At 50.0% G+C, this 26,561-nt stretch carries 22 protein-coding genes and 1 riboswitch; of the genes, 3 read left to right on the top strand and 19 right to left on the bottom strand.

All coding sequences use genetic code 11. From position 1 onward, the window contains the following. Positions 1-19: 19 nt before the first annotated feature. The 5 genes from CWE06_RS06440 to trxA form a co-directional block, all read right to left on the bottom strand. Positions 20-2,131 (bottom strand): TonB-dependent receptor, encoded by a 2,112-nt coding sequence (locus CWE06_RS06440; RefSeq protein ID WP_126792337.1) that lies wholly within the window; start codon positions 2,129-2,131, stop codon positions 20-22. A 97-nt stretch (positions 2,132-2,228) separates the two neighbouring features. Further along, positions 2,229-2,346: riboswitch (TPP riboswitch) on the bottom strand. A 74-nt stretch (positions 2,347-2,420) separates the two neighbouring features. Next, positions 2,421-3,122, bottom strand: coding sequence for an NAD(P)H-flavin reductase (gene fre / locus CWE06_RS06435; RefSeq protein ID WP_126792335.1), 702 nt, complete (start codon positions 3,120-3,122; stop codon positions 2,421-2,423). 3 nt (positions 3,123-3,125) lie between these two features. Further along, complete coding sequence (gene ubiD / locus CWE06_RS06430; protein WP_126792333.1) at positions 3,126-4,598, bottom strand: 4-hydroxy-3-polyprenylbenzoate decarboxylase; 1,473 nt, start codon at positions 4,596-4,598, stop codon at positions 3,126-3,128. A 151-nt stretch (positions 4,599-4,749) separates the two neighbouring features. Continuing rightward, positions 4,750-6,012, bottom strand: coding sequence for a transcription termination factor Rho (gene rho / locus CWE06_RS06425; RefSeq protein WP_126792331.1), 1,263 nt, complete (start codon positions 6,010-6,012; stop codon positions 4,750-4,752). 451 nt (positions 6,013-6,463) lie between these two features. Next, positions 6,464-6,790: a thioredoxin TrxA gene (gene trxA / locus CWE06_RS06420; RefSeq protein WP_126792329.1), complete on the bottom strand. Its 327-nt coding sequence runs from the start codon at positions 6,788-6,790 to the stop codon at positions 6,464-6,466. A 100-nt stretch (positions 6,791-6,890) separates the two neighbouring features. Here trxA and rhlB point away from each other — a divergent pair, with 100 nt between their 5' ends. Next, positions 6,891-8,159, top strand: a complete 1,269-nt coding sequence (rhlB, locus tag CWE06_RS06415) for an ATP-dependent RNA helicase RhlB (protein ID WP_126792327.1) — start codon at positions 6,891-6,893, stop codon at positions 8,157-8,159. A 25-nt stretch (positions 8,160-8,184) separates the two neighbouring features. After that, a complete protein-coding gene (locus CWE06_RS06410; protein ID WP_126792325.1) occupies positions 8,185-9,690 on the top strand; it encodes a Ppx/GppA phosphatase family protein in 1,506 nt (501 codons plus the stop codon). A gap of 79 nt (positions 9,691-9,769) precedes the next feature. Here the strand turns inward: CWE06_RS06410 and hemB are convergent, their stop codons facing one another. The 12 genes from hemB to CWE06_RS06350 all read right to left on the bottom strand — a co-directional run bounded on the left by hemB (position 9,770) and on the right by CWE06_RS06350 (position 22,291). After that, positions 9,770-10,774 carry a porphobilinogen synthase gene (hemB, locus tag CWE06_RS06405; RefSeq protein ID WP_198679058.1) on the bottom strand — a complete coding sequence of 335 codons (1,005 nt, stop codon included), beginning with the start codon at positions 10,772-10,774 and terminating at the stop codon, positions 9,770-9,772. 13 nt (positions 10,775-10,787) lie between these two features. Further along, positions 10,788-12,623, bottom strand: a complete 1,836-nt coding sequence (locus CWE06_RS06400; RefSeq protein WP_198679057.1) for a sensor domain-containing diguanylate cyclase — start codon at positions 12,621-12,623, stop codon at positions 10,788-10,790. Further along, positions 12,613-13,425, bottom strand: a complete 813-nt coding sequence (locus tag CWE06_RS06395) for a TatD family hydrolase (protein ID WP_126792319.1) — start codon at positions 13,423-13,425, stop codon at positions 12,613-12,615. Before CWE06_RS06395 ends, CWE06_RS06400 begins: the two co-directional genes overlap by 11 nt. Before the next feature lie 8 nt (positions 13,426-13,433). Continuing rightward, complete coding sequence (locus CWE06_RS06390; RefSeq protein WP_126792317.1) at positions 13,434-14,162, bottom strand: hypothetical protein; 729 nt, start codon at positions 14,160-14,162, stop codon at positions 13,434-13,436. Beyond that, on the bottom strand, positions 14,159-14,896 hold the full coding sequence (gene tatC, locus CWE06_RS06385; protein WP_126792315.1) for a twin-arginine translocase subunit TatC: 738 nt from the start codon (positions 14,894-14,896) through the stop codon (positions 14,159-14,161). Before tatC ends, CWE06_RS06390 begins: the two co-directional genes overlap by 4 nt. Then, entirely contained in the window at positions 14,893-15,240 is a 348-nt protein-coding gene (tatB, locus tag CWE06_RS06380; protein ID WP_126792313.1) for a Sec-independent protein translocase protein TatB, read from the bottom strand. Before tatB ends, tatC begins: the two co-directional genes overlap by 4 nt. A gap of 8 nt (positions 15,241-15,248) precedes the next feature. Beyond that, positions 15,249-15,476 carry a twin-arginine translocase TatA/TatE family subunit gene (tatA, locus tag CWE06_RS06375; RefSeq protein ID WP_126792311.1) on the bottom strand — a complete coding sequence of 76 codons (228 nt, stop codon included), beginning with the start codon at positions 15,474-15,476 and terminating at the stop codon, positions 15,249-15,251. Between the two features lie 24 nt (positions 15,477-15,500). Then, on the bottom strand, positions 15,501-17,132 hold the full coding sequence (ubiB, locus tag CWE06_RS06370; protein ID WP_126792309.1) for a ubiquinone biosynthesis regulatory protein kinase UbiB: 1,632 nt from the start codon (positions 17,130-17,132) through the stop codon (positions 15,501-15,503). Between the two features lie 14 nt (positions 17,133-17,146). Further along, positions 17,147-17,749, bottom strand: coding sequence for a ubiquinone biosynthesis accessory factor UbiJ (locus CWE06_RS06365; protein WP_126792307.1), 603 nt, complete (start codon positions 17,747-17,749; stop codon positions 17,147-17,149). Further along, complete coding sequence (gene ubiE, locus CWE06_RS06360) at positions 17,749-18,504, bottom strand: bifunctional demethylmenaquinone methyltransferase/2-methoxy-6-polyprenyl-1,4-benzoquinol methylase UbiE (RefSeq protein ID WP_126792305.1); 756 nt, start codon at positions 18,502-18,504, stop codon at positions 17,749-17,751. Before ubiE ends, CWE06_RS06365 begins: the two co-directional genes overlap by 1 nt. A gap of 145 nt (positions 18,505-18,649) precedes the next feature. Next, complete coding sequence (gene recG / locus CWE06_RS06355; RefSeq protein ID WP_126792303.1) at positions 18,650-20,752, bottom strand: ATP-dependent DNA helicase RecG; 2,103 nt, start codon at positions 20,750-20,752, stop codon at positions 18,650-18,652. Positions 20,753-20,761: 9 nt separating this feature from the next. Continuing rightward, complete coding sequence (locus CWE06_RS06350; RefSeq protein WP_126792301.1) at positions 20,762-22,291, bottom strand: carbon-nitrogen hydrolase family protein; 1,530 nt, start codon at positions 22,289-22,291, stop codon at positions 20,762-20,764. Between the two features lie 144 nt (positions 22,292-22,435). Here CWE06_RS06350 and CWE06_RS06345 point away from each other — a divergent pair, with 144 nt between their 5' ends. Then, positions 22,436-23,782 (top strand): Na+/H+ antiporter NhaC family protein, encoded by a 1,347-nt coding sequence (locus CWE06_RS06345; RefSeq protein ID WP_198679056.1) that lies wholly within the window; start codon positions 22,436-22,438, stop codon positions 23,780-23,782. 92 nt (positions 23,783-23,874) lie between these two features. On the opposite strand, the gene CWE06_RS06340 is transcribed toward CWE06_RS06345, so the two are convergent. Together CWE06_RS06340 and spoT are read right to left on the bottom strand one after the other, a co-directional pair. Next, positions 23,875-24,267 carry a RidA family protein gene (locus CWE06_RS06340; protein ID WP_126792299.1) on the bottom strand — a complete coding sequence of 131 codons (393 nt, stop codon included), beginning with the start codon at positions 24,265-24,267 and terminating at the stop codon, positions 23,875-23,877. A 1-nt stretch (position 24,268) separates the two neighbouring features. Beyond that, positions 24,269-26,383, bottom strand: coding sequence for a bifunctional GTP diphosphokinase/guanosine-3',5'-bis pyrophosphate 3'-pyrophosphohydrolase (gene spoT / locus CWE06_RS06335; protein ID WP_126792298.1), 2,115 nt, complete (start codon positions 26,381-26,383; stop codon positions 24,269-24,271). Positions 26,384-26,561: the final 178 nt, after the last annotated feature.

Genomic DNA, 26,561 nt, shown 5'->3' with positions numbered 1-26,561 from the left:
CTCTACCCCTACTGCATGTTTAGAAACGATAACGAGCGGTCACCCCGACACGACGCGGTTCACCAAACTGAATGTAATTTTCCGCAACATAGTCCTTGCGTGGGTCGTTACCGAAGTAGAAGCCACGAGTGGTGTAGTCTTTGTCGAGAAGATTACGCGCCCAAATACTAAACTCCCAGTTTTGTACTGTTTTGCTTAAGCGTGCGTGCAACAGGCCATAAGCTGACGATTGTTGATCATGGCTATTCGAATAGTAGAACCGGTCACGGCCATCAAGTTCCAATCGCAACATCCAATTTTGCGGTAGTGAGTACTCACCGCCGACATGCAACTGCCAGTTTGGAGCATGGGCCTGATCGCGGCCACGGAGCTTCGTGCCATCACGCAAAACGAGGTCATTAAACTCAGTTTCTAACCAGCCTAGGTTGACGAAAACTCGCAGCGCTTCGGTGGGGAGCCAATCAAGTTGTGCTTCAACGCCATAGTTGTTGCCATCGGAAGCGTTATCGACATAGGTGACAAACACAGCGTTACGCTCAACGTAGGCATTCACTTGCATGTCGTCGCGCCAGCTATAGAAAGCATTGAGCTGAACTGACAAATTTTGCTCCGGTAAAAACGCTTTATAACCGAATTCAAGATTCGTTAAGTATTCAGAGTCAAAGGTTGCTCGTGACTGCAAAAACTCACGATGATCTTCCAGGTTACGGTCTTCGACGCGACCGAGTGCTTCCCCGTTTACACCACCACCTTTAAAGCCTCGGGTAAGTGACGTGTAGAATGACTGCATCGGTGCCAATTGATACTCGAGACTCGCCCGGCCACCCCAGGCGTCATCTTTCGGTGCTGCAGTAATCCCACGACTATCGCGGTAATCGTTGTCGTAACGCTCCCAGCGAACTCCGTAAGTTAGTCGCAAACGGTCACTCAGCTGTTGCTGAAGTTCACCATAGACCGCAGTGCGTTCGGTGTCGTATTGACTGCTAAATGGCGCACTTAAATAGGTGTAGTCCCGATCCAAATCTTGCGTGCGCTCTTGCCGGTACACACCAACCAACCAGTCAGTGGCGATCGAACCGAATTGGATGGGGGCAGCAGAAAGAATGCGAGCTTCCAGTTCCAATTGGTCACGCTGGCGATAATAAGCGTCCCATGAATTGTATTCCCAACCCGGACGAATGCCTTCAAATGCCCAGTCTTCGTCGAAGCTATATTCCGAGTCCGCGGTTAAATAACTGGTCATCAGCTGCAATTCAAAACCTGCATCACTGAGGTAGTTCAATGCGATGCGGCCAGCATGGCTGTCTAAGGTATCTTTGCCTGGCGTGTCGGACAAGGTTTGGCGATTGCGATCGAGACTCCAAGCATCGTAACCATTGTCGAGATTAAAATGATGGTAGGTGAAATCTGCGGTCCACTGCTCACTCAATAGCCAACGGGCATTGAGACGCAAGGTGATTTCATCGTGGTTTTGGGTATCTTTGCGGCCTAAGTGAATATTTTCGATAAAGCCGTCACTTTGGTAGCCAAACAGTGAGCCGCGCCACAAAAAGTCTTCACTTGCACTCGCACCATAGGCGAGCCCAAGTCTACGACTATTGTAATTAGCAAGCATCGCCTCAAATTGACCATTGGCATCCATTTCAAGCGCTTGGCTACTCATGTAAATCATACCAGCCATGGCGTCTGCACCAAATCGAGTGCTTTGCGGACCGCGAAATACCTCAACTTGGCCAATATCGAACAACAGACCTGCTGAGCCTAAGCCACTGTAATTAATACCGTCGAGCATCAGCCCAACTGAAGGATTAATTGGGTCAACAAATTGACTGCGTTCACCAATACCACGAATTTGGACAAAGCTCGCGCGCGATGCACCGGCCGCTAAATTAACATTGGGGGCCATGAGTAACGCTGCTTCTAAATGCTCCGCTTGGCGTTGTTGCATGTCTTCAGCGGATAAAACTGAAACACTTGCGGCAACATCTTCAATGCCGCGATTGCGGAACTCGCCTTGGACAGTAATACGTTCGATGTTCTGCTCGTCAGATTCTGCTGACGCAGTTGGAACAGCCGCTGCAGGAACAGCTAGGGCAGTAAAAAGTGCTAATGTGATGGGATTTAATTTCATGATGGATCTCTTCTTCCTAAACTCCAAAAAAGAATGAGATCCGGTTCTGCGTAAATTGGTGGGTATGTAATTGTTGCACTAGAGATCGACACAATTACAGATGTTCATTACCAATCCCTACGCCAGTATTAACCGGATCAGGTACAAAGGGTTCACATCTTGTATCTCAGCCGTTGCTTCACATATTTTGAAGCGAGGCACCCCTTTGGTAATTTGCTTGCAGTTACGGACTGCAGCGGCCGCAGTATAACGAAGTTAGCTTGCTTTGCAACAGAATCACATCGTTCCTTCAAATAAACGCCAAGGCGTCTCCATACAGCTGTTCCAACGGCAGCCCTGCGCCGACAAATGCGTCGCGCGCCACTCGCACCATTTCGAAACGTCCCGCGATATAAATATCATAGTCGGCTAAATTAGCAGTTTCCGCGAGAACCGCGGGAATGACAAGTCCGTTAAGTCCATGCCAAGCACCGTTCACATGAGACTCAACCACGGGTTGGTAGTGAAAACGTTGGTCTTTTGCTGCTAATGCTAGCAATTCATCGTGGAAATACAGGTCATGCGACTTTCTGCCACCCCAATACAAGGTAATTGGGCGTTGGCTGTTAGATGCTAAGTGCTGCTGTAAAATTGACCAGGTGTAGGAAAAGCCCGTGCCGCCGGCAACAAGAATCAAAGGCCGCTGACTATTCGCAACATAACCGGCTTCGCCGGCGGGAATGTTGATGGTCAATTCACCGTCTTGGCGAATCTTTTCAATCACTTCCCAAGCATAGGGATTCTCCGGTGCCGCACCAATGTGAAGTTGAACGGTTTGCTTTTGCGCTGGCGTTGAAGCAATTGAAAAAGGGCGCTCGTCACGTTCGCCCATGACGACCGTTAAATACTGACCAGCGATAAATTCAATCGGCTCGGGCAATTCGAGCTCGACGAAATAGACAAACTCGTTCAATGGCTCACAACGCCTGACTTTCGTTACTAATTGCTTCATTAATTAAGAATCCATAATACCAAGTTCATCCCACAGTTCATCGACACGTTGCTTGACCTTGTCGTCCATGACAATTGGCGTGCCCCACTCGCGGTCGGTTTCGCCTGGCCACTTATTGGTTGCATCAAGGCCCATTTTCGACCCCAGGCCGGACACCGGTGAAGCAAAATCAAGGTAATCAATAGGCGTATTTTCGATCATGACGGTATCCCGCGCTGGATCCATTCGTGTTGTAATCGCCCAAATCACATCTTTCCAATCGCGGGCGTTAACGTCGTCATCGCACACAATCACAAACTTGGTATACATAAATTGCCGTAAAAACGACCACACTCCGAGCATTACGCGTTTGGCGTGCCCAGGGTAAGACTTCTTCATGGTCACCACGGCCATCCGATAAGAACACCCTTCCGGAGGCAAATAGAAGTCGACGATTTCTGGAAACTGCTTTTGCAGAATCGGCACAAACACTTCATTTAACGCAACCCCAAGAATCGCTGGCTCATCTGGCGGCCGTCCGGTATAGGTGCTGTGATAAATCGGGTCACGGCGATGGGTAATATGGGTTACGGTGAACACTGGAAATTCGTCCACTTCATTGTAATAGCCGGTATGGTCACCATACGGACCTTCAGCAGCCATTTCGCTTGGCTCAATATAACCTTCTAAGACAAACTCGGCGCTTGCCGGCACTTGCAAGTCGTTACTTAGACACTTTACCACTTCCGTTTTACTATCCCTTAATAAACCGGCAAAGGCGTACTCTGACAAGGTATCCGGAACGGGGGTCACGGCACCTAAAATAGTCGCTGGGTCTGCGCCTAAGGCCACCGCAACCGGGAATCGTTGCCCTGGGTTCTGTTGACAGAACTCACGAAAATCGAGCGCACCACCGCGATGGCTCAACCAACGCATAATCAGCTTGTTCTTGCCAATCAATTGCTGGCGATAAATACCCAGATTTTGGCGCTTCTTCAACGGGCCTTTGGTAACTGTCAGGCCCCACGTAACCAACGGCGCGACATCGCCTGGCCAACAGTGTTGAATGGGAATTTGAGTTAGATCGACTTCATCACCACTCAGTACGACTTCTTGGCATGGCGCTTTCTTAACGACTTTCGGCGCCATCGACAGCACTTTCTTTAACAATGGCAGCTTACTCATCGCATCTTTAAAGCCCGCAGGCGGCTCTGGCTCTTTCAAGTAGGCTAATAACTTACCCACTTCACGCAAGGCAGCCACATCGGTTTGCCCCATACCCATAGCAACCCGCTCTGGCGTGCCAAATAAATTCGCCAGTACTGGAGTTTCATGGCCCTTTGGGTTCTCAAATAGGAGTGCCGGCCCGCCGGCCTTCAAGGTTCGGTCGGCAATTTCGGTCATCTCTAAATAAGGGTCGATTTCTTGCGAAATGCGCTTCAATTCACCGCGCGCCTCAAGCTGAGCGATGAAATCTCTTAAATCACGATATTTCATACTGGCTGCCATATTGCTGTAAGTGGGTGCAGTATATCAGTTTTAACATGCTAATCCTCTATCGCTTCCTTTTTCAACTGCATAAAAAAACTCCCGACACTGACTCGTGACCGGGAGTTTCAATTCATTTCTTTGCGTCTCGAAACTAAGCTTATTTAGAGCGCTTCATCGAGTCGAAGAACTCGTCATTGGTTTTGGTTGTCGCCAATTTATCAATGAGGAATTCCATCGCTTCAATTTCCCCCATCGGGTGCATGATTTTGCGCAGAATCCACATTTTCTGGAGCTCGTCAGGTGTGGTCAGTAACTCTTCACGACGGGTACCTGAACGGTTGTAATCGATAGCAGGGAAGACGCGCTTCTCGGCAATTTTCCGGTTCAAGTGGAGTTCCATGTTACCGGTTCCCTTAAACTCTTCGTAAATAACCTCGTCCATCTTTGAGCCCGTATCGATCAAAGCGGTTGCAATAATCGTTAAAGAACCACCCTCTTCAACATTCCGAGCTGCACCAAAGAAGCGCTTTGGCTTATGCAGTGCGTTAGCATCGACACCACCGGTCAATACCTTACCTGAGCTTGGAATGACGGTGTTGTAGGCGCGCGCTAAACGGGTAATCGAGTCGAGCAGAATGACAACGTCTTTCTTGTGCTCGACCAAACGTTTGGCCTTTTCGATTACCATCTCGGCAACTTGTACGTGACGGCTTGCTGGCTCGTCGAAGGTTGAGGCGACTACTTCACCTTTCACCAAACGGTGCATTTCGGTTACTTCTTCCGGACGCTCGTCAATCAGCAATACCATCAGTTCACAGTCTGGGTGATTCGCCGCAATTGACTGCGCGATATTTTGCAGCAATAAGGTTTTACCGGCTTTCGGTGGCGCAACAATCAAACCACGCTGACCTTTACCAATTGGCGAAGCTAGGTCGAGAATTCGAGCGGTAATGTCTTCGGTTGAACCGTTACCACGCTCCATGCGCAAACGTTCGTTGGCGTGCAGCGGCGTTAAGTTTTCAAACAAGATTTTGTTCCGTGAGTTCTCCGGCTTATCGAAGTTCACTTCACGGATTTTCAGCAGCGCAAAATAGCGTTCACCATCTTTTGGCGGGCGAATTTTACCAGCGACTGTGTCACCGGTGCGCAAGTTGAAACGGCGAATTTGACTTGGTGAAACATAGATGTCGTCAGGGCCAGCAAGATACGAAGAGTCTGCAGAACGCAAGAAACCGAATCCATCCTGAAGAATTTCGAGCACGCCGTCGCCAAAGATATCTTCACCGCTCTTAGAGTGAGCTTTCAAAATAGCAAAGATAATGTCCTGCTTGCGCAGCCGTGCCATGTTTTCCAAGCCCATTTCCGCGGCTAGGTTGACTAAATCATTTACGGGTTTATTTTTTAATTCGGTTAGATTCATAGTGGGTAGGTTATTCGTGGTTTTACCTGCGCGAACGCCTCAGAAAAGCGCCGCCATTGTTGAAAGACGAATTGACTCGATTCTTCGTTAAGACCTCGGACTCAATCTTTTAAAACGATCAATTTTAAATTTCGGATTTCGTTCCAGCGAGAGAGTGGTTCACTGAACGCAGCGCATGGGAATTGCGCCTATTCATTGCATGAAATACTGCTTAAAAACTTGGTAGAGCGTTAGATTGCAAGAAAGGCTTCAGAAGTGCTGCGAAAGTAAAAGTAACACTAAATTTGAAAATCGTCCAGTTTTTAAACGCCTCTGCGCTCGCTTTTTACGCAATATCTTCAACGATACTGGTGAAAGTTTCACCGCAGAGGCATCTGACAATTCTTAGTTGGTCACACTGATGGTGCGAAGTTGAGTTTGCAGCGCCCTCTTATCAGTGTCAGACCCACACTTAGACGTGTTCGTTAAGGAACTCTGCTAATTGTGTTTTTGACATTGCACCTACCTTGGTGCCAACCACTTCACCGTTTTTGAACAGTAGCAGGGTAGGAATACCGCGAATACCGTACTTCGGAGGTGTTTGGTTGTTGTGGTCGACATTTAATTTACCGATTTTTAATTTACCAGCAAATTCTTCTGCGACCTCGTCCAGGATTGGCGCGATCATTTTGCATGGACCACACCACTCGGCCCAGAAGTCAACCAATACAGGCTGGTCAGCCGTTAGTACGTCCGCTTCAAAGCTCTCGTCGCTTAGCTGAACAATCTTGTCACTCATGTTGCATCTCCAATCGGTTGCATGCGTATCTATATATTTTTAACGCGGCTCATTATATTCTGTTTTTTATTACAAGTCTAAACTGTTAAACTCGCAACCTATGAGTAAAAAACATCTAACAGAAACCCAATTCGCCGCATTGGGTTTGCATCCTAAAGTGCTGGATGCGTTAAATCAAATCGGCTTCGAGTACTGTACCCCAATCCAGGCCATGAGCCTGCCTATTGCGTTGCAGGGCAAAGACGTGGCTGGTCAAGCACAGACTGGCACCGGGAAAACTATCGCTTTTCTCGTCGCATTATTCAACCATTTAATGACGCATCCGAAACGAAAACCGGATGAAACCCAACCTCGGGCACTCGTTATGGCACCAACCCGCGAACTCGCGGTGCAGATTGCTAATGACGGTCAGGCAATTGCCAAAAGCTGTGGCTTAAAAATGGCCGTGGTGTATGGCGGTGAAGGGTATGAAGCGCAGCGCGCCGAGCTCCAAGAGGGAGTCGACGTACTCATCGGTACCTGCGGTCGACTGCTCGATTACTATAAACAAGGCGTTTATAAACTCGATAATATCGACGTTGTTGTTCTCGACGAAGCCGACCGTATGTACGACCTCGGCTTTATTGATGATGTCCGCTACATGTTGCGGAAAATGCCACCCGCTGAAGAGCGTTTGAACTTACTATTCTCAGCCACCCTGTCATTCCGTGTCCGTGAACTTGCTTATGAGCAAATGAATGACCCTGCCAGCGTTGAAATTGAACCCGAGCAAATGACTGGTGCCCGAATTGAAGAAGAGCTCTTCTATCCGTCCAAGCCGGATAAAATTAAGCTATTGCTGACGCTTATCGAAGAAGACTGGCCGGATAAAGCCATTGTGTTTAGTAACACTAAACACGGCTGTAGCTTAATCTATCATTGGCTGTTAGCGGACAAGCATCGCGTCGGCTTGCTCACCGGTGACGTGCCGCAGCGCAAACGGTTAAAGATTTTAGACGATTTTACGCAAGGTAAAATCGATATTCTCGTTGCCACCGATGTTGCTGCTCGCGGCCTACATATTCCGGCAGTGAGTCATGTGTATAACTTTGACTTGCCCGATGACTGCGAAGACTATGTCCACCGCATTGGCCGGACTGGCCGCGCCGGTGCATCTGGGAAGGCTGTCAGTTTTGCGTGTGAGGAATACGTTTACAACTTACCGGCGATCGAAAAATATATTCAACATGAAATCCCGGTCACCAAGTATAACCCAGATGCTTTACTGCAAGACTTAACTCGTCCGCATATTCCACAAAAGCGTCGGTTACAAAGTGGTCGCGAGCACAATCGCCGCCATTCTGGCCCGCGTCAACGGAAGCCTTCATAAGTTCCCAAGGAAAGGAGCCTAACCGATGCGTTCAAAAGATTATTATGCAGCCATCGATTTAGGCTCAAACAGCTTCCACATGCTGGTTGTGCGTGTGGTCGCTGGTTCCGTTCAAGTCGTTTCCAAAATCCGACGTAAAGTCCGTCTGGCCAGTGGCTTACAAGATGACGGCAGTTTGTCCGCCGAAGCACGCCAACGAGCGCTTGACTGCTTGGCGATTTTTGCTGATCGCGTTCGCGATATTGCACCCGAGAACATCACCGCAGTCGGTACGGCCACGTTGCGAAAACTACAAGCCAACGACCCATTTCTCGAGCAGGTTCGCAGCACACTCGGTCATCCGTTACGAATTATCTCTGGTGCCGAAGAAGCAGCAACCATCTATCAAGGTATCGCCCACACGACCGCACACCACGGCCGTTTGTTAGCCATTGATATTGGCGGAGCAAGCACAGAATTAGCACTAGGTCATGGCTTCACTGCCACTATCTTACGCAGTCTCGATATGGGTTGCGTGACCTGGGTCACACGTTATTTCGCCGACGGCAGTGTCACCAGTGAAAACTGTAACGCAGCTATTGCCGCCGTTGAAGACATTGTGAGCGAACATGCTGCCGCGTATCAGGAACATGGCTGGGACGTGGTTCTAGGTGCATCTGGTACGTTTAAAGCACTGCAAGAGATTGCAACGGTAAGACGGTTACCGGAACGTTTTACGCTGGTTTGGCTCGAGCAGTTGTTACAAGAAACTATTCAGCATGGGCACTTCGACAAACTCAATGTGCATGGCTTAAAAGACAGTCGCAAACCGACATTTGTCTCCGGTTTGTGTATTTTGATTGGCTTATTCCGCGCATTACATATCACCACGGTTGAAGCCACTGAAGGTGCTTTACGTGAAGGCTTGGTTTACAGCATGCTGGAAGAGCTGCAACACCCCGATGTGCAACTTCGTACACTCGAGAGCCTGGTTCAGTCCTATCATCTTGACCTGCAGCAAGCACAACGGGTAAAACGCGTCGCATTAGAGTATTACAGCAAAACCCCGAGCGGTTGGTGCGATATCTCTGGCGAAGACGTCGGTGCCCTATTGCGAGCAGCGAGTTATTTACACGAGATTGGCTTAGCCTTGAGCTACCAGCACGCCAGCAGCCACGGTCATTACTTGTTGGCCAATAGTAATTTGCCCGGTTTCACACAACGTCAGCGAGAGTATTTGTTAGCCTTGATTAGCTCAGTGTCAGGGATAATTGACGACGATGAACAGCCGGAAAGCTTACCTGACTATCAATCTCTTGCTCGCCTAAGCCGTTTGCTGCGCTTAGCTGTTTTAGCTTGTCAGCGCCGTAATGACGAGATGATTGCCGAAGCACACATTGAAATCGAAGGTGATGAAATTCGGCTGCAATTTGCCCCAGATTTTATGGCGACGAATCCCTACTTACAAAGTTTGTACGACAGTGAAGTGGCGTGGCAGGAGCAATTTGGTGGCCTAGCCTTGCTGACCGATTCTGTAAACAGGCAACGCTAGCTGGTCAGAATTGAAAGCGCCAAGTCGCTGTTAGCGGCCTGGCGACATTCGAATGAACTCTCTGATTAAAGTTGCCTGCTTAAGTTGCTTGCTTAAGCTGCTTAGCAATGCGCTTAGCAAAATAAGTCAAAATACCATCGGCTCCAGCGCGCTTGAACGCCAACAACGACTCCATAATCGTCGCTTCGCCAAGCCAACCTTTTTCAATGGCTGCCATGTGCATGGCATATTCGCCACTCACTTGATAGGCAAACGTCGGTACCTTAAAGGTGTCTTTCACCTGCCGCACCACGTCCAAATAAGGCATGCCGGGCTTCACCATAACCATGTCCGCTCCTTCTTCTAAGTCCAAAGCAACTTCGTGGAGCGCTTCGTTACTATTGGCAGGGTCCATTTGATAGGTCTTCTTATCCGCACCTTTCAAGTTGCCGGCAGAACCGACCGCATCACGAAACGGTCCATAATAATGCGACGCATACTTGGCCGAATATGCCATAATCTGCACATTGGGGTAGTCACCCATTTCCAGTGCCTCGCGAATCGCACCAATGCGACCGTCCATCATATCGGAGGGAGCGATAATATCAGCGCCAGCTTCCGCATGGGAAAGTGCCTGCAACTTCAAAATCTCTGTAGTGACGTCGTTTAACACATAACCTTCGTCATCCAAGATGCCGTCTTGACCGTGACTGGTGAACGGGTCAAGCGCGACATCGGTCATAATACCAATACCCGGAACAGCCGCTTTGACCGCACGTACGGCACGCTGAGCCAGACCGTCTGGATTATAGGCTTCCTCTGCCATGAGTGACTTAGCACTTGCCGGCGTCACTGGGAAAATCGCAATAACCGGAACCCCGAGTGCGTAGAGTTCTTCCGCCTCAGCCACTAACAAATCAATAGAAACCCGTTCAACGCCTGGCATTGACGGCACTGCTTCGCGCTGCCCTTCGCCCGGCAAAACAAACATCGGATAAATTAAGTCCGCTGCAGTTAGGGTGTTCTCGGCGACGAGGCGGCGACTATAGTCATGTCGGCGCAGACGGCGTAAACGACGAATTGGAAATCCACCGTATGGGTACATATGCATTACTCCACTATAAACTTGGGGCTAAAATAATCTTGTTGCGCCCGCTATGCTTGGCTTTGTATAAGGCTTGGTCTGCCGCAGTGACGAGTTCGCTGGCATTATTCATAGCTGGCTGAATGCTAGCAACACCAAAACTTGCAGTAATTGCCAGTTGACCAGCGTCAGAGGCAAACGCTTGCTCACCAATTGCTCGCCAGAAACGCTCAGCAACGAGGGTTGCATCGGCTAACGCGGTGTCAGGCAAAATAACCGCAAATTCCTCACCACCATAACGACAGACCAAATCTGCAGCGCGCGTCGCGACCTGTTGCAAACGCTCACCAAAACGAATTAATACTTCGTCACCGACTTGGTGACCATGTTCATCATTAAAACTTTTGAAATTATCGATATCGATTAATATCAGCGACAAGGGCAACTGTTGACGCCGAGCACGATTAAATTCTTGCTGCAGGCGCGTATCAAAATAACGTCGATTATAAAGTTTGGTTAAGCCATCTTCATTACTTTTGCGTTCGAGCTCGGCATTGGCTTTTTGCAAGGAGGCACTCGCAAGTTCCAACTCATGAGTGCGCAGCTGAACTCGTTCTTCAAGCTCTTCATTCAGGATACGCTGAGCTTCTTGTGCCGCGAGGGCATTTTTCAATGCTTCGTCCTGTAATTTAAGTTTCTCCGAGCGTTCCGAGGAATACATCAACGTCACCACCCAAGACAACAGCAACACCTCGATACCAGAACCAATCATGATGGCATAACGCTGGATAAATTGACCGTCGAGCAAACCCAAATAAGCCAGTGAGTTAAACATCACTGACACCATAAACAGGAACCAAGCGAGGGTGAAAATTTGTGCATGCTGCACGCCACGAACCCACATGGCCACCCCAATTGCAATGACGTAAGCGCAAGCACAAACCGCAAAAGGTAACAGCCAGCGAATGGTCACTGCATACGGTAATAAAGTACTGCCAATGGCGATGAATCCTGCGACAATACCAAGCGCCACTAATCCTCGATGCCAACCTAAACTATGTCGATGGAGTTGGAACAGCTGAGTAATGAAGAAACTCGCAAACACAAAAGCGAGACCGCCGAAGAAAACAATGGCGCGTTCTTGCAACCAAAGCCAATTCGGCCAAATAAACTGAAAACCAAAGCCACTGAGTGCGGCCATTAGCAGCCCGGTGAAAATCACATACATCGAGTAGGAAAAGAAGCTCGACTCACGGGTAACTACATAGCCAAACAGGTTATACACGATCATGCACAGCAACACGCCAAAATACAGGCCAATGGCGGCGTACCGTTCAACTTGCGCCTCAAAGAAAGAATTCGCGTCCCAAATAAGCACGGGGGCGCGCAGCGAACTACTCGTTTCAATCCGCATCCAGAGCGTCTGCGCTGATAATGAGTTTATCGGCACGGCAAAGCCATCACCGCTCATCGGGCGTTGATCATACGCTTGCCGATCGCCAATGCGCACATGGCTTTGTTCGCCATATTCATCAATGAGGTAAAGATCGACCTGATCCAATAATGGATATTCTAACTGCAACACTCGTGGCGCAGTGCTTGCCGGAATATCAATGCGAAACCAATAGGGCCGAGTATCATAACCAAACGAGATTGGGCCATCGCCAAGTGCTTGCCATTCGTGACTCGGTAGACGTCGAACCAAATTCAAGGTTAATCGGCTACTTTCATCCACCACATAACTGACTTGCGGCTGTTCCGGTAATTGTAGTTCACGTTCACTCGCAACGGTGCGATCGCTGGTTTCTGCATGCAAGATGAGTGGCATGAGTACGAGACAGGCAAGGAAAACGAATAATTTAGCTCGCATCCGCAGCCTCCCATGCACCGAATAGGCGCTGCGCATTAGCGGTGGTTTGCAAAGCAAGCTCCGCCACAGAGACCTGCCGCAGGGCGGCAACCTGCTCTGCTACCCACGGAATATTAGCTGGCGTGTTGTTGCGTGTTTTTGGTCGTGGACGAATATTACGCGGCATTAAATAGGGCGCATCGGTTTCTAATAACAGCTTATCCGGCGCTATGTTCGGCACTGCCGCTTGTAACTCGGCACCACGCCTTTCATCACAAACCCAGCCGGTCACCCCAATGTACAACCCACGCTCTTGATAGGCCGCAAGTTCATAGCTTGTGCCCGTAAAACAATGGGCGATCGCTGCCGGCAAACGGTCAAGATACCGATCTAAAATGGTAAGCTGGTCACCAATTGCCTCGCGCTCATGCAAGTACACCGGCAGTTGCAACTCGACGGCTAACTCGAGTTGTGCCGCAAAGACGTTGCGTTGAATGTCAGGCGGTGAGTAGTTGCGATTGTAGTCTAAGCCACACTCGCCAATAGCTCGCACTTGCGGCAATTGCGCGAGTGCATGAAGTTGACGAATAAAATCGGGATGTTGCTGGCTAACTTCAGCGGCATCGTGCGGGTGCACGCCAGCGGTACTAATGCAGCCAGCGAATGCGTTGGCTAGTTCGCTCGCTTGTACGCTGGTTTGAAGTGAGGTACCAATTAAAACGCAGCGACGGACATCTGCCGCACAAGCGGCAGCAAGAACGTCAGCGGCCTGCGGCAATAACGAGCTTGCGGTAAGGTTAACGCCGACGTCCGTCCAATTCACCGCAGGGCCTATCTTTGTAACTGCACACGCATACGGCGATTGCTGCCATCAGCGCCAATGAAGAAGCTATTGCCGACACGCCCAGGCTCGATAAAGTAGCGCTGTCCTTCACGAATTTGCACCCGATCAGCCGAGCTTAGTTGCATCCAGACTTGTCCGTTGTCCATGCGCATGCGTTGCAGGCCTGCCGGATTTTGCCAAACATCAACAACTTCATAATAGGTTTTTTCGCTCGGTGGTTCGCGACGTTGCCGCTCTTCGGCTTCCGCCCGACGTTGAGCCTCACGTGCTTCTGCAGCCCGTGCTCGCGCTTCTGCTTCAGCCGCTCGAGCTTCAGCTTGTCGCAGTGCTTCATCACGTTGTGCTGCACCTGTGGAGCCGCGCTCTTCTTCGCGTACTTCGCGCTCAGCGGCTCGTGCATCACGTTCCGCATGGGCTGCTTCACGTTGCTGAATGCCTTGCAGGCGAGCCTCAGCCGCTCGCGCTTGGCCACGGCTCGCTGCTGCTGCACCGCGAGTTTGGTCGTCACCCTCAAGGCGCGCTGCAAGACTATCGAAACATTGCAAACGCTCGGTACTGCCGGTTATCGCCGCACAGACACGCAGTTGGTTTGCGAGGCTCTGATTTTGGTTATCATTTGCCGCTGGTCGGCCTTGTGCCTGCGCTGCAGACGTCGACATCAGTGCAGTGAGGCCGAGAGCAGTTAGACTCAACGCTGTGTAATGGAAGAATTTCATGCTTCTGTTCCCTCTTCTGGTGGTTTGCGCACATAAAAACGCGAAAGCACAATACCTAACTCATACAGTAACCACATGGGTATCGCAAGTAAGGTTTGGGAAATAACATCAGGCGGCGTTAACAGCATGCCGACAATAAAAACCCCGACAATGACATAAGCTCGCTTGGCGCGTAATTGTTCTGGCGTTACCACCCCACTCCAACACAACAAAAGAATGGCGACGGGAATTTCAAAAGCGATACCAAACGCAAAGAAGATTTTCAACACAAAGTCTAGATAACTGGAAATGTCGGTCGCAATGGTAATGCCTTCTGGTGCCATGGTCGTGAAGAAACCAAACGCTAACGGCAATACGACATAGTAGGCAAAGGCGATACCGCCATAAAAAAGTAAGCTGCTACTAATGAGCAGCGGTGCGACGAGACGCTTCTCATGCTGATACAAACCCGGCGCAATAAAGCGCCAGATTTGATGCAATAGAAACGGGATGGCGACCAGAATCGCAACCACTAAAGTGAGCTTGAACGGTGCAAAAAAAGGCGCGCCGACATCCGTGGCAATCATACTGGCCCCTTCTGGCAAGTGCGCCATTAGGGGATCAGCCAACCAGCGGTAGAGGTCACGGGCAAAATAGATAAGGCTTAAGAAGATCACTAGGACGACACTGACACTACGCAGCAATGTCGCGCGTAAATCTGCGAGGTGGTCTAGTAAACCGGTTGGGCTACTCATTCGCCTTTATCCTTACTGCTCTTCTGCTCTTCGACTTGCTCTTGCTCTTTGGCGTAAGGGTGTTGCACAGACGCGGCAGCGTCTTGAAGTTCCTTCAACGAGCGCTTGAGTTCTGGGGAAAGCTTGTCGAGATCATCCGTCGCTTCAATTTGCTTGAGATGCTCATGTAGCTCCTTGACGCGCAGCTCATGATTAATCTCGGCTTCCATTTTGCTGCCGAACGCCCGCACTTTCGCAATCGTGCGCTGTACTGACCGAATTGCGCCCGGCAGTCGCTCTGGCCCCAACACAACGAGGCCAATGACAGCGATCATGAGAAGTTCCCAGAAGCCAATATCAAACATAGCGAAACTTACTGCTTATCTTTCTGTTTTTCAGTCGTTTTTTCGTCTTCTTTGGCTTCACGCTGATGCTCAATCACCTCGCCATTGGCCTTCTTATCGTCTTCATTCATTTCTTTCTTGAAGCCTTTAATCGCTGTGCCAAGGTCAGAACCAAGCGTACGTAATCGTTTACCGCCGAATAAAATGACGATAATTAACAGCACCATGAGAACTTGCCAAATGCCAATGCCACCCATGCTTAAACTCCTCAAATAAACCGATTAAGGTCGCGACCACCAGGCTTGTAGCCAACCCACCGCTGCTAATGTTGCGGTTGGAACGGTTAACCAAAGCTGCTGGTCCGTAATAATAAATGCCGCTGCCGATACCGAAAGGCTTGCGGCAAGCAAGCTCCACCAGCGACTGACTGCGGTTTTGCGTTGATGTTGCAAAAATTGCTGCGCCCACTCACGTTGTTTGCGGCCACCTTTTTGCATCTGTTGCAATGTATCGTACAACAAGCCAGGCATTTCCGGCAGCTTTTCCGCCCAATAAGGTGCCTGTTCTTTGACATTGCGCAATAAGGCTCGCCAACCGATTTGCTCCTGCATCCAACGTTCGAGGTACGGCTTCGCTGTTTTCCACAAGTCGAGTTGCGGGTAGAGTTGGCGACCAAGCCCTTCAACATATAACAGCGTTTTTTGTAACAGCACTAGTTGTGGCTGCACTTCCATATCAAAGCGGCGAGCAGTATTGAATAGGTTCAGCAGCACATGCGCAAACGAGATTTCCGCCAACGGCTTCTCGAAAATCGGCTCACAAACCGTGCGAATCGCTGATTCGAACTCTTCGACATTGACCGAGTCCGGCACCCAACCAGAATCGATATGTAATTCCGCTACTTTGCGATAATCACGATTGAAAAAGGCAATGAAGTTAGCTGCAAGGTAACGTTTGTCTTCACGATTTAAGGTTCCCACAATACCGAAGTCGACGGCTAAATAGCGGGGACTCGCCCCCGAGTCTGGGTCGACAAAGATATTTCCGGGGTGCATGTCGGCATGGAAGAAGCTGTCGCGAAATACTTGCGTAAAGAAGACTTCAACTCCGCGTTCAGCCAACACTTTCAAGTCGATGTTGTTGGCTTTCAGTCGCTCAACGTCATTGACTGGAATACCATAAATCCGTTCCATCACCATGACATTCGGGCGGGTGTAGCTGCTATACACTTCTGGAATATAAAGTAATTCTGAGTCGGTGAAATTGCGCCGTAACTGAATTGCGTTGGCCGCTTCACGGTCAAGACTCAGCTCGTTATAGAGAGTTTTGCGATACTCGTTAATGACTTCAACCGGCTTTAGGCGACGACCATCGGGTAAATAACGAGCGGCTAAACGCGCTACCGCCTCCATCAATTCTAGGTCGGCATCGATTGTTTTATTGATGCCTGGACGCAGAACTTTTACCACCACTTGTCGACCAGCAGGCTCTTTCAGAACGGCTGTATGCACTTGTGCGATAGAGGCTGAGGCCAGCGGCTGCACGTCAAACTCTTCGAATACGTCAGTAATACTCTGAATACCGAGCGCTTTTTCAATAATAGTTTGGGCGTGCTCACCCGAGAATGGTGGCACGCGGTCTTGCAACATCGACAGTTGCACGATCATGTCGGCATCGAGCAGGTCCTGTCGCGTCGACAGCATCTGCCCTAACTTGACGTAAACCGGACCAAGCTCTTCGAGGGCTAAACGCAAGCGTTCGCCGACCGACTTATCACGATGGCGATTACGCAACCAAAACGCTGAACGGCGGACCGCCCGCACATACCATGGCAACCAACGGCGTGGGATCATGTCGTCTAAGCCGTAGCGCATGAGTGTGCTGAGTATCTTGTAAAAGCGGAATCCACGCACCTTGCTGCCTGCTCCTATGCTTGTTCACGCGCTGCAATGCGCGCTTCAAGTTGTTTTATTTTGCGTTCTAAGTCACGCAGATCATCGGCCAGTATGGCTTTTTCTAAAGGGTGCACAGCAACCCGCAGCTCCTCTGTTAAGAAGGCTTGCACACGGTCCTGAAGCGCCCCTTTCGGCGGCCGCAGGGCTGCGATTTTGGTCATCGCCTGGCCGACCAAATAACCGGGCACATCGCCCAAATGATTGGCGACAAATTCTTCCCAGTCGACATTCAACTGCAAAAACACCTGCGCGGCTTGCTGGGCCAGCACTGGGTCTCCGACGATCTCGATTTGCCCAGTTTGCAGCATCTTGGTGACATTGCTGGTATCGCTTAACTTCGGCAGGTCACTCAAGGTCGTGGTGACTGCGCAGTCGACTACTTCATAGTCTGGGCCCATTAAATGCACCCGATCACTCAGAAAGAGAATCGTGACCGGTTCAGGTAAGCCCTTCGCTTGTAAACGAAAGCACTTACCACGCAACGGTTGCAGTCGCTGCACAGCTCCCGGGTCATTGGCTAACCCAAGGTTCAAAGTGCGCTCAGCACTTGCCCGAAGAACTTGCATCACGGTCATTAAAATTTGAACCCACGATGCAGGGCCACAATACCACCGGTTAAGTTGTGGTACTCAACGTTTTCAAAGCCAGCTTCGGTCATCATGCCTTTCAGAGTTTCTTGATCCGGATGCATGCGGATCGACTCAGCTAGATATTGATAACTGTCTTTGTCTTTGGCAATAAACTCACCCATACGCGGCATGATGTGGAATGAATAAAGGTCATATGCCTTTGAGAGCATCTCTGCTTCCGGCTTGGAGAACTCTAAAACCAGTAATCGGCCACCAGGCTTTAATACCCGCAACATAGAACGCAATGCAGCGTCCTTGTCGGTAACGTTACGTAAACCAAAAGCGATGGTAATGAGGTCAAACGTGTTGTCTTCAAACGGGAGTTTTTCCGCGTCTGCCTGAACATAGCTAACATTGCCGACAATTCCCATGTCGCGCAGCTTGTCGCGACCGACCCGCAGCATTGAATCGTTAATATCTGCTAAAACAACTTCACCTGTCGGCCCAACAATACGCGCAAACTTAGCAGCTAAGTCACCGGTACCCCCGGCTAAGTCTAAGACCTTTTGGCCAGGACGCACGCCGCTGCAGTCAATGGTATAGCGTTTCCACAAACGGTGAATGCCAAACGACATCACGTCGTTCATCAGGTCGTATTTGCCCGCGACTGAGTGAAACACACCGGCAACCATGTTTGCTTTTTGCTCTTTCGCAACGGTTTTGAAGCCAAAATGCGTGCTGTCGTCTTGCGCTTTGTTCATATCTTTTTCCATAGGGAATGCCTACTACGTCAAATTCATGCTTAGTGTAAACGATGGGAGCGAATTGCCCAATAGAATACCGTGTTCTGGCCTTAAAATCGGCACTTTTAGCCGACTTTTCTGGGGTAGACGAGTCAACCTCAAGTTACACTTGTGCGTAACGCTCGCGATCGGGCAACCACCGTTGCATTAATGCGTCGCTTTGTGCCGGGTAGTCAGTGAAAAGCCGCTGCGCGAGCTGGCGAATCTGCGGCAATAAATCGGCATCGCGGGTTAAGTCAGCCACTTTCATCTGCACTAAACCCGTCTGCCGCGCCCCAAGTAGCTCACCTGGCCCACGTAATTCGAGATCTCGCTCGGCAATTACAAAGCCATCATTGCTCTCACGCAGCACATTTAAACGCTCAGTTGCCTGTTGTGATAACGGCGATTTATATAACAACACACAATGACTCGCCACCGAGCCGCGACCAACGCGACCGCGGAGTTGGTGTAATTGAGCTAACCCCAAACGCTCGGGATTCTCAATAATCATTAAACTGGCATTTGGCACGTCGACACCAACTTCAATTACGGTTGTTGCCACCAACAAGTCCAATTCATGGGCCTTAAAGGCTTGCATGACTTGCTCTTTTTCCGCGGCTTTCATGCGCCCATGTACCAAACCGATGCGTACGTTCGGCAAGGTTTCCTGTAAGTACCGTGCCGTGTCTTCGGCAGCCTGACATTGCAATACATCAGACTCCTCAATAAGTGTACACACCCAATACACTTGCCGACCTTCATCGGCGACTGCGCCGCGCAAACGCTCGATCACTTGGTCGCGACGAGTGTCTGGTATCGCCACGGTTTGCACGGGTGTCCGTCCGGGTGGCAGTTCATCAATCACCGAGGTCGCTAAATCCGCATAAGCAGTCATGGCTAACGTCCTTGGTATCGGTGTAGCAGTCATGACGAGTTGGTGCGGATGCTGGCCAAGTTGCTCACCTTTTTGGCGCAGAGCAAGCCGTTGATGAACACCAAAACGATGTTGCTCGTCAATAATCACCAACGCAAGGTTTTTAAACTGCACCGCCTCTTGGAAAAGCGCATGGGTACCGACGACCAGTTGGATGTCACCCTGGGCTAACGCCTGTAATGTCGCTTCGCGCGCCTTCCCTTTGCTTTTCCCAGCCAGCCACCCCACCTGAATACCCATAGGTTCAAACCACATGGCAAAGCTTTGCGCGTGCTGTTCGGCAAGCAGTTCAGTCGGTGCCATCAAAGCCACTTGATACCCCGCTTCAATAGCTGCCAATGCAACTAGGGCAGCCACTAAGGTTTTCCCACTGCCAACGTCGCCCTGAACAAGCCGCAGCATTGGATATGGCTGCGCCAGATCCGCTTCCACTTCAGCGACCACGCGCGCTTGCGCCGAGGTGGGCGTAAACGGCAGCTGCGCTAGTAGCTCCTTTTTCAGGCGTTGCGCTGGCGCTAACGACACCGCACTAACCGCCTGAGCTTGTTGGCGAACTTGCAGCATGCTCAGTTGATGGGCGAGTAACTCTTCTAACGCTAAACGCCGTTGCGCGGGGTGTACGCCATTGAGCAACAAGGTTTGGTCGACATCCGTCGGCGGCTGATGCAGCACTCGTATCGCTTCGGCTAGCTGCGGCAATCCGTGTCGTAACGACTCAGGCAGTAACTCCGGAAGGCTTTCACTGTTTAAGTAACTCAGCGCCTGCTCGACCAAGTGCCGCAAGGTCAATTGATGGACGCCATCGGTGGTCGGGTAAACCGGTGTTAACGTCTCAGCTAACGATGGCGCTTTGCCATCGGCGAGAACTTTCCATTCCGGATGCACCATTTCAGGCCCAGTCGGACCCGGCCGCACCTCGCCATACAAGTGCACTCGTTCGCCCGCACTAAACTGATTTTGTTGCGCCGCAGTGAAACGGAAAAAACGCAAGGTCAATACGCCTGAGTGGTCACGCACACGAACTAAAAGCGCTCGACGTTTACCAAAATGCACACGGTTATCGACTACATCAGCAATGAGGGTGGCATATTCTTGCATTCGCAAAGCGGCTATCGGTGTGATTTTGGTGCGATCTTGATAGCGCGACGGCAGATGCAGGAGAACATCTTGCACACTGCGCAAACCCAAACGCTCAAGGCGCTCGGCCATTTTCGGACCGACACCCTTCAGGTTCGTTAGGGGAATGCGCGCCAAATGCGATGAAGTTGGCGCGGTTGTGGCTTTACTCATGGCCGACGCTTAACCGTTCCACTTCCGGACTACGCCATACAAGTCGGTGCGGCGGTCTTTCAAGTTAGTCACCGAGCCCTCATTGTGCAAATACCGCAGTTCATCCAAGTTTAAATCAGAGAACATTAACATCTCGGTATTTGGCGTGGTTTCTGACATCACCGCATCGTGCGGGAAAGCGAAGTCTGAAGGCGAAAACACACTCGACTGCGCATATTGCACGTCAAGACTTTCGACCTCTGGCAGGTTGCCGACACTACCACATATGACCACATAGCATTCGTTCTCTACGGCGCGTGCTTGGGCACAGTGGCGGACACGCAGGTAAGCATTGCGGGTGTCGGTCCAGAATGGTACGAAGAGAATTTCTAAACCCTCGTCCGCCATCAATCGACCGAGCTCCGGAAACTCAACGTCGTAACAGATCAGAATCCCAACGCGGCCGGCGTCGGTTTCAAATACACTGACTTTATCGCCACCTTCAATAACCCAGTCACGCTTTTCGTGTGGCGTAATATGAATTTTCCGTTGTTCTTCGACCGAACCGTCGCGGCGACACAAATAGGTGACGTTGTACAAGGAGTCACCTTCCAGTAACGGCATTGAACCGGTAATGATGTTAACGTTGTAGCTCACCGCCATATTCGACATTTCCTTGCGGAAACGCTCGGTATAACTAGCAAGGAAGCGGATCGCTTCCATCTGATGAGTTTGATCCGTTAAGCCCATTAATGGTGCATTGAAAAACTCAGGGAACAATGCAAAGTCACTTTTATAGCTCGATACTGCATCGACGAAGTATTCAACCTGCTGTAATAACTCTTCAACTGAATCGACTAAGCGCATTTGCCATTGAATCGCACCAACGCGAACGTTACGAGAACGCGCTTTAATGACGGTATCAGCCGGCTCGTAAAGGAAGTTACTCCACTCAAGTAAAGTTGCATAACCTTTCGAGCGTAAGTCTTCAGGCAAATACTTATACAGCAAGCGTTTGACGACAAAGTCGTTGGCAAGCTGAAAGCTTAGAATTGGGTCATAGACCTCGCGCCGACGAACCTTCTCGAGATACTGGCTAGCCGTAATGTCGTCGGCATACTTGTGATAGTTGACAATGCGACCACCGGCCAAAATAGCTTTCAGGTTTAACTGAATACACAGTTCTTTGCGCGCGTCGTATAGGCGTCGGCCTAAACGGTAGCCGCGGTAATCTGGGTGGATAAGGACGTCAAGACCATACAAAGCGTCACCTTTTGCGTCGTTCAAAATCGTATCTTTCTTACCGAGCAGGTCGTCATACTGGTGAGGGTTGCTGAATTTGTCATAGGTCACCCGCACGGTCAGTGCTACACCGACCATTTGGCCGTTGTCTTCAAGACAAATTTGCCCTTCTGGAAAATCACGAATGAGGCGTAAAATGGTGTGCTCTTCCCAAGCGCCACCAATGTCGTCATAAACCCTATCCATCAGCTCCTTCAGCTGGGGGTAATCATCGTCACGCAAGTTGCGTAGTTGCAAATGCAAATCTTCTGGGCTCATCCCGATACCTCTTGCTGATCTATTTGGCTTACAACGAGTGTACACCGAATCTAGGGTCATGGTGAATCGAAGCAAAAAAAACCTTGCCACCTTAAATTAAGATGTTTATGCTTCTGGACGTCTAAACGTAAATTTGGAAAGTATATGGCTATTACAAACAACCCCCCGAAAGCCAGTGCCATCGCATTGTTACCGTTGGCACTTTTTTTAGCCCTATTTTTGGGCACCGGCATTTATTTTCATTTATCTGGCGTGGAAATGGCGTTCTACCAACTCGCCAGCCCAGTTGCGATCCTACCGGCGATTATTTTAGCGGTTATTCTCAGTAAGGAAGCGTTGAATAGCCGCATTCAAACCTTTGTCGAAGGTGTTGGCCACAACAACATCATCACCATGTGTTTGATTTACTTGCTCGCGGGGGCGTTTTCTACCGTTGCTGCCGCCACCGGTGGCGTTGATGCCATGGTGGCACTCGGTTTAAGCATCATTCCTCCGGCATTTTTGCTGCCGGGAATCTTCCTAATTGCAGCGGTTGTGTCGACAGCCATGGGTACCTCAATGGGAACCCTTGCTGCCCTCGCACCAGTTGCTTTAGGTTTGAGCCAGGCAGCGGGGATTAACCCTGCATTAATGGCAGGTGTGTTGGTTAGTGGTGCGATGTTCGGCGACAACTTATCCTTCATTTCAGATACCACCATTGCCGCAACTCGAACCCAAGGTTGTGCGATGAAAGACAAGTTCCGCGCAAACTTACGTATTGCCGTTCCGGCGGCGGTCCTGACCGTCATTGCGCTGGCCTTTATCGACGTTGGAAGCGCCCCGATTGCAGTGCCAGAAGCAAACTATTGGCTCGCCTTACCTTACTTCTTCATTATTGCGCTCGCCGTCAGTGGCCTCAACGTCTTCGTCGTGCTGACACTGGGCATTATTCTCGCTGCGGTGTTTGGTTTTGTTGCCGTCGACTATGCTGTCGTCGCATTTAGTCAGGATATTTACGAAGGCTTCACCAGCATGCAGGAAATTTTCCTGCTGTCGTTACTCATTGGTGGCTTGTCGGCATTAATCCGCCAGCAAGGTGGCTTAGCCTTCCTGTCAAATACAGTGGAGCGTGTTGCCGCCAAACTGAGCAAACGTAAAGAACGTTCAGCGGCTTTCGGTATTTCTGGTTTGACAGCGCTGACCAACTTAGCGGTCGCCAACAATACCGTGACGATTTTGCTCTCGGGTGAAGTGAGTAAGCGATTGGCGAAAGAAGGTGGCGTTGCGCCGAAGCAAAGTGCCAGCTACCTCGACATTTTCGCCTGTGTGGTGCAAGGTGTGTTGCCATATGGCGCCCAAGCACTCCTCATGGGAGCAAGCTTCGGTATTTCGCCGTTAGCCGTGAGCGTCAATACCTTCTATTGCTTCATCTTGGCCGTGGTCGCGGTGGCAAGCATCTTCGTCCTTGGCCCAATTCGTGCCGATGATGTGGTCGAAGAAGCGCAGGTTTAAACGGCTCGGAATTAATCACCTCAGTTAAATACAACAAAGGCCAGAGCGTTATCGCACTGGCCTTTGCATTTGGGGTAATTCAAACGAAACGTTTAGTTGGTGGTGGGTAACTCCATCACCCCATCAATTTCGATTTGCGAGCCTTTCGGCAAACCTTTCACTTCAATAGCTGCACGCGCTGGGTAAGGTGTGCGGAAAAACTCGGCCATGACTTCATTCACCACCGCAAAGTGGCTTAAGTCGATTAGGTAAATCTGCACCTTCACCATGTCTTGCAATTCACCACCGGCGGCTTCACAAACCGCGCTGAGATTTTTGAAGACTTGCACAGCCTGCTCACGAAAGTCTTGTGACACCATTTCCATGGTGCTTGGCACTAATGGAATTTGGCCTGACAAATATACAGTGGTACCAACTTTAATCGCTTGTGAATAGGTACCAATTGCTGCCGGCGCTTGGTCGGTGGCAATAATGACTTTAGACATATTACTTCCTTAAACGAGAAACTCGCTGAACATGCGGCATTTTCCGAATTTGGCGCATCACGTCAGCTAAATGTTTGCGGTTATTAATGGTTAACACCACGTCAATATAATAGATTGTCGCATCAATTTCTTCCGTTTTCAGTCCCTGAATATTACAACCGGTGTGCGCAATTGCTGACGTCAAACGCGCCAAGGCGCCCTGGTGATTAACAATCTCGACGCGTATTTCCGAGGTAAATTGCGAGTCTGGCTTGTTGTCCCACTGCACAGGGAAATAACGACCAGGCTCGTCTTCATGGCCACGCACGTTTTTACATTCACGGCGGTGAATAACTAAGCCTTTGCCAGGACTTACATGGGCAATAATGTCGTCGCCGGGAATCGGCCGACAGCATTTCGCAAAGCTTAAGAGCAAGCCATCAGCGCCTTTAATCGCTAAACTGCGACCGCGCTCATCATCACCACTGGCTGCTTTTATGCGTTGCTCATCACCAACGAGTCGACGAGCAACTGCCACGCTCATCAAGTGGCCTAAGCCAATGTCGCGCAATAGATCTTGTTTGTCTTTACGTTTTAATTCAGCCGCTACGCGGGCAAAATCTTGTTCTTTCAAATCGTCTAGACTAAATGAACCAAGCGCAGCGCGCAGCAGACGTTCACCAAGTATCAGAGCTTCATCGTGTTCTTGGTTTTTCAAGTATTGGCGGATCTTCAAACGAGCTTTACCGGTGACCACAAAGTTGAGCCAAGCGATATTCGGCCGTGAGCCCGGTGCTGTGCGAATTTCAACGGTTTGCCCGGTTTCCAACGGTTTACTCAGTGAGTAGGCCTTGTGATTAACGCGCGCTCCAATACATGCGTTACCGATATCTGTATGGACTGCGTAGGCGAAGTCCACAGGTGTCGCTCCCTGTGGCAATTCAATGATGCGCCCGTCCGGTGTAAACACGTAAATCTCATCGGGGAACAAGTCAGATTTTACATTTTCAATAAACTCAAATGAGTTACCCGCACTTTGCTGCAGTTCAATCAGACTTTGCATCCATTTTTGTGCCCGCACTTGCGCCGTGGTGTTGCTGTCTTCAATGTCTTTATAGAGCCAATGAGCGGCGACACCACGATCCGCCATCAAATCCATTTCTTCGGTGCGAATTTGAATCTCGACCGGCACCCCGTGCGGGCCCTTCAATGAAGTATGTAGCGACTGATAACCGTTACTTTTCGGAATCGCAATGTAGTCTTTAAAACGGGTTTCGATTGGCTTGTATAAATTATGTACAGCACCAAGCACGCGATAGCAGGTGTCGACTGTGTCAACAACAACACGGAACGCATAGATGTCCATGACCTGGTCAAACTTTAGCTCTTTGTGGAGCATTTTTTTATAGATACTGTACAAGTGCTTTTCGCGGCCATAAACCCGGGCTTTAATGCCCTGTTCTTGCAGGCGTGCTATCAATTCGTTGTGGGTGCGTTCAAGTAAGGCCTTGCGATTACCGCGGGCTTTACGGACTTGGCTTTCAAGTAATCGAGCACGCCATGGATAATGGGCATGAAACCCTAGCGTTTCAAGCTCATTCTTAATGTTATGAATACCTAACCGGTGCGCTAAAGGTGCGTAAATTTCGAGGGTTTCGCGGGCAATACGACGGCGTTTGTCGGGTCGCAATGAGCCAATTGTGCGCATATTATGGGTGCGGTCAGCCAGCTTAATCAGAATGACTCGAATATCTTGCACCATCGCCATAATCATTTTGCGATAGTTTTCAATTTGCGCTTCTTCTTTACTGTCGAATTGCAGTTTGTCGAGTTTTGAAACGCCTTCGACTAGTTCGGCGACCGTAGGGCCAAATTGTTCAGCTAAATCTTCTTTGGTAACAGGTGTGTCTTCAATGACGTCGTGGAGCAATGCGGCCATAAGGGTTTCGTGATCCAGCCGCATTTCGGCGAGCATACAAGAGACCGCCACCGGATGAGTGATATAAGGTTCGCCACTTTGTCGCTTCTGTTCGCTGTGCGCGTCAAAGGCAACATGAAACGCCTGCTCAATACGATCGACTTGATCGGCAGGTAAATAGTTTTCCGTTAATGTGCGCAATCCTTCAAATAGATACACGACAGCACTCTCACTTCTGCTGGTGGACAAACATCACTAAGGTTCGATGCGCAATTTTGCTTCGTAAATGAAGCACACGTCCAGATAAAATTAAGGTTCTACTAGAGAGAATAAGGGGAAAATTGCTTTTTGCCAACGGGAGAAATGACGGCAGTGACCGATTGCCACTGCCGAAGAA

Source organism: Aliidiomarina haloalkalitolerans (assembly GCF_003987315.1).
GTDB classification, from domain to species: domain Bacteria; phylum Pseudomonadota; class Gammaproteobacteria; order Enterobacterales; family Alteromonadaceae; genus Aliidiomarina; species Aliidiomarina haloalkalitolerans.
Note: the sequence above shows the minus strand (reverse complement) of the source record. Positions and strands in the feature narration are given on the sequence as shown.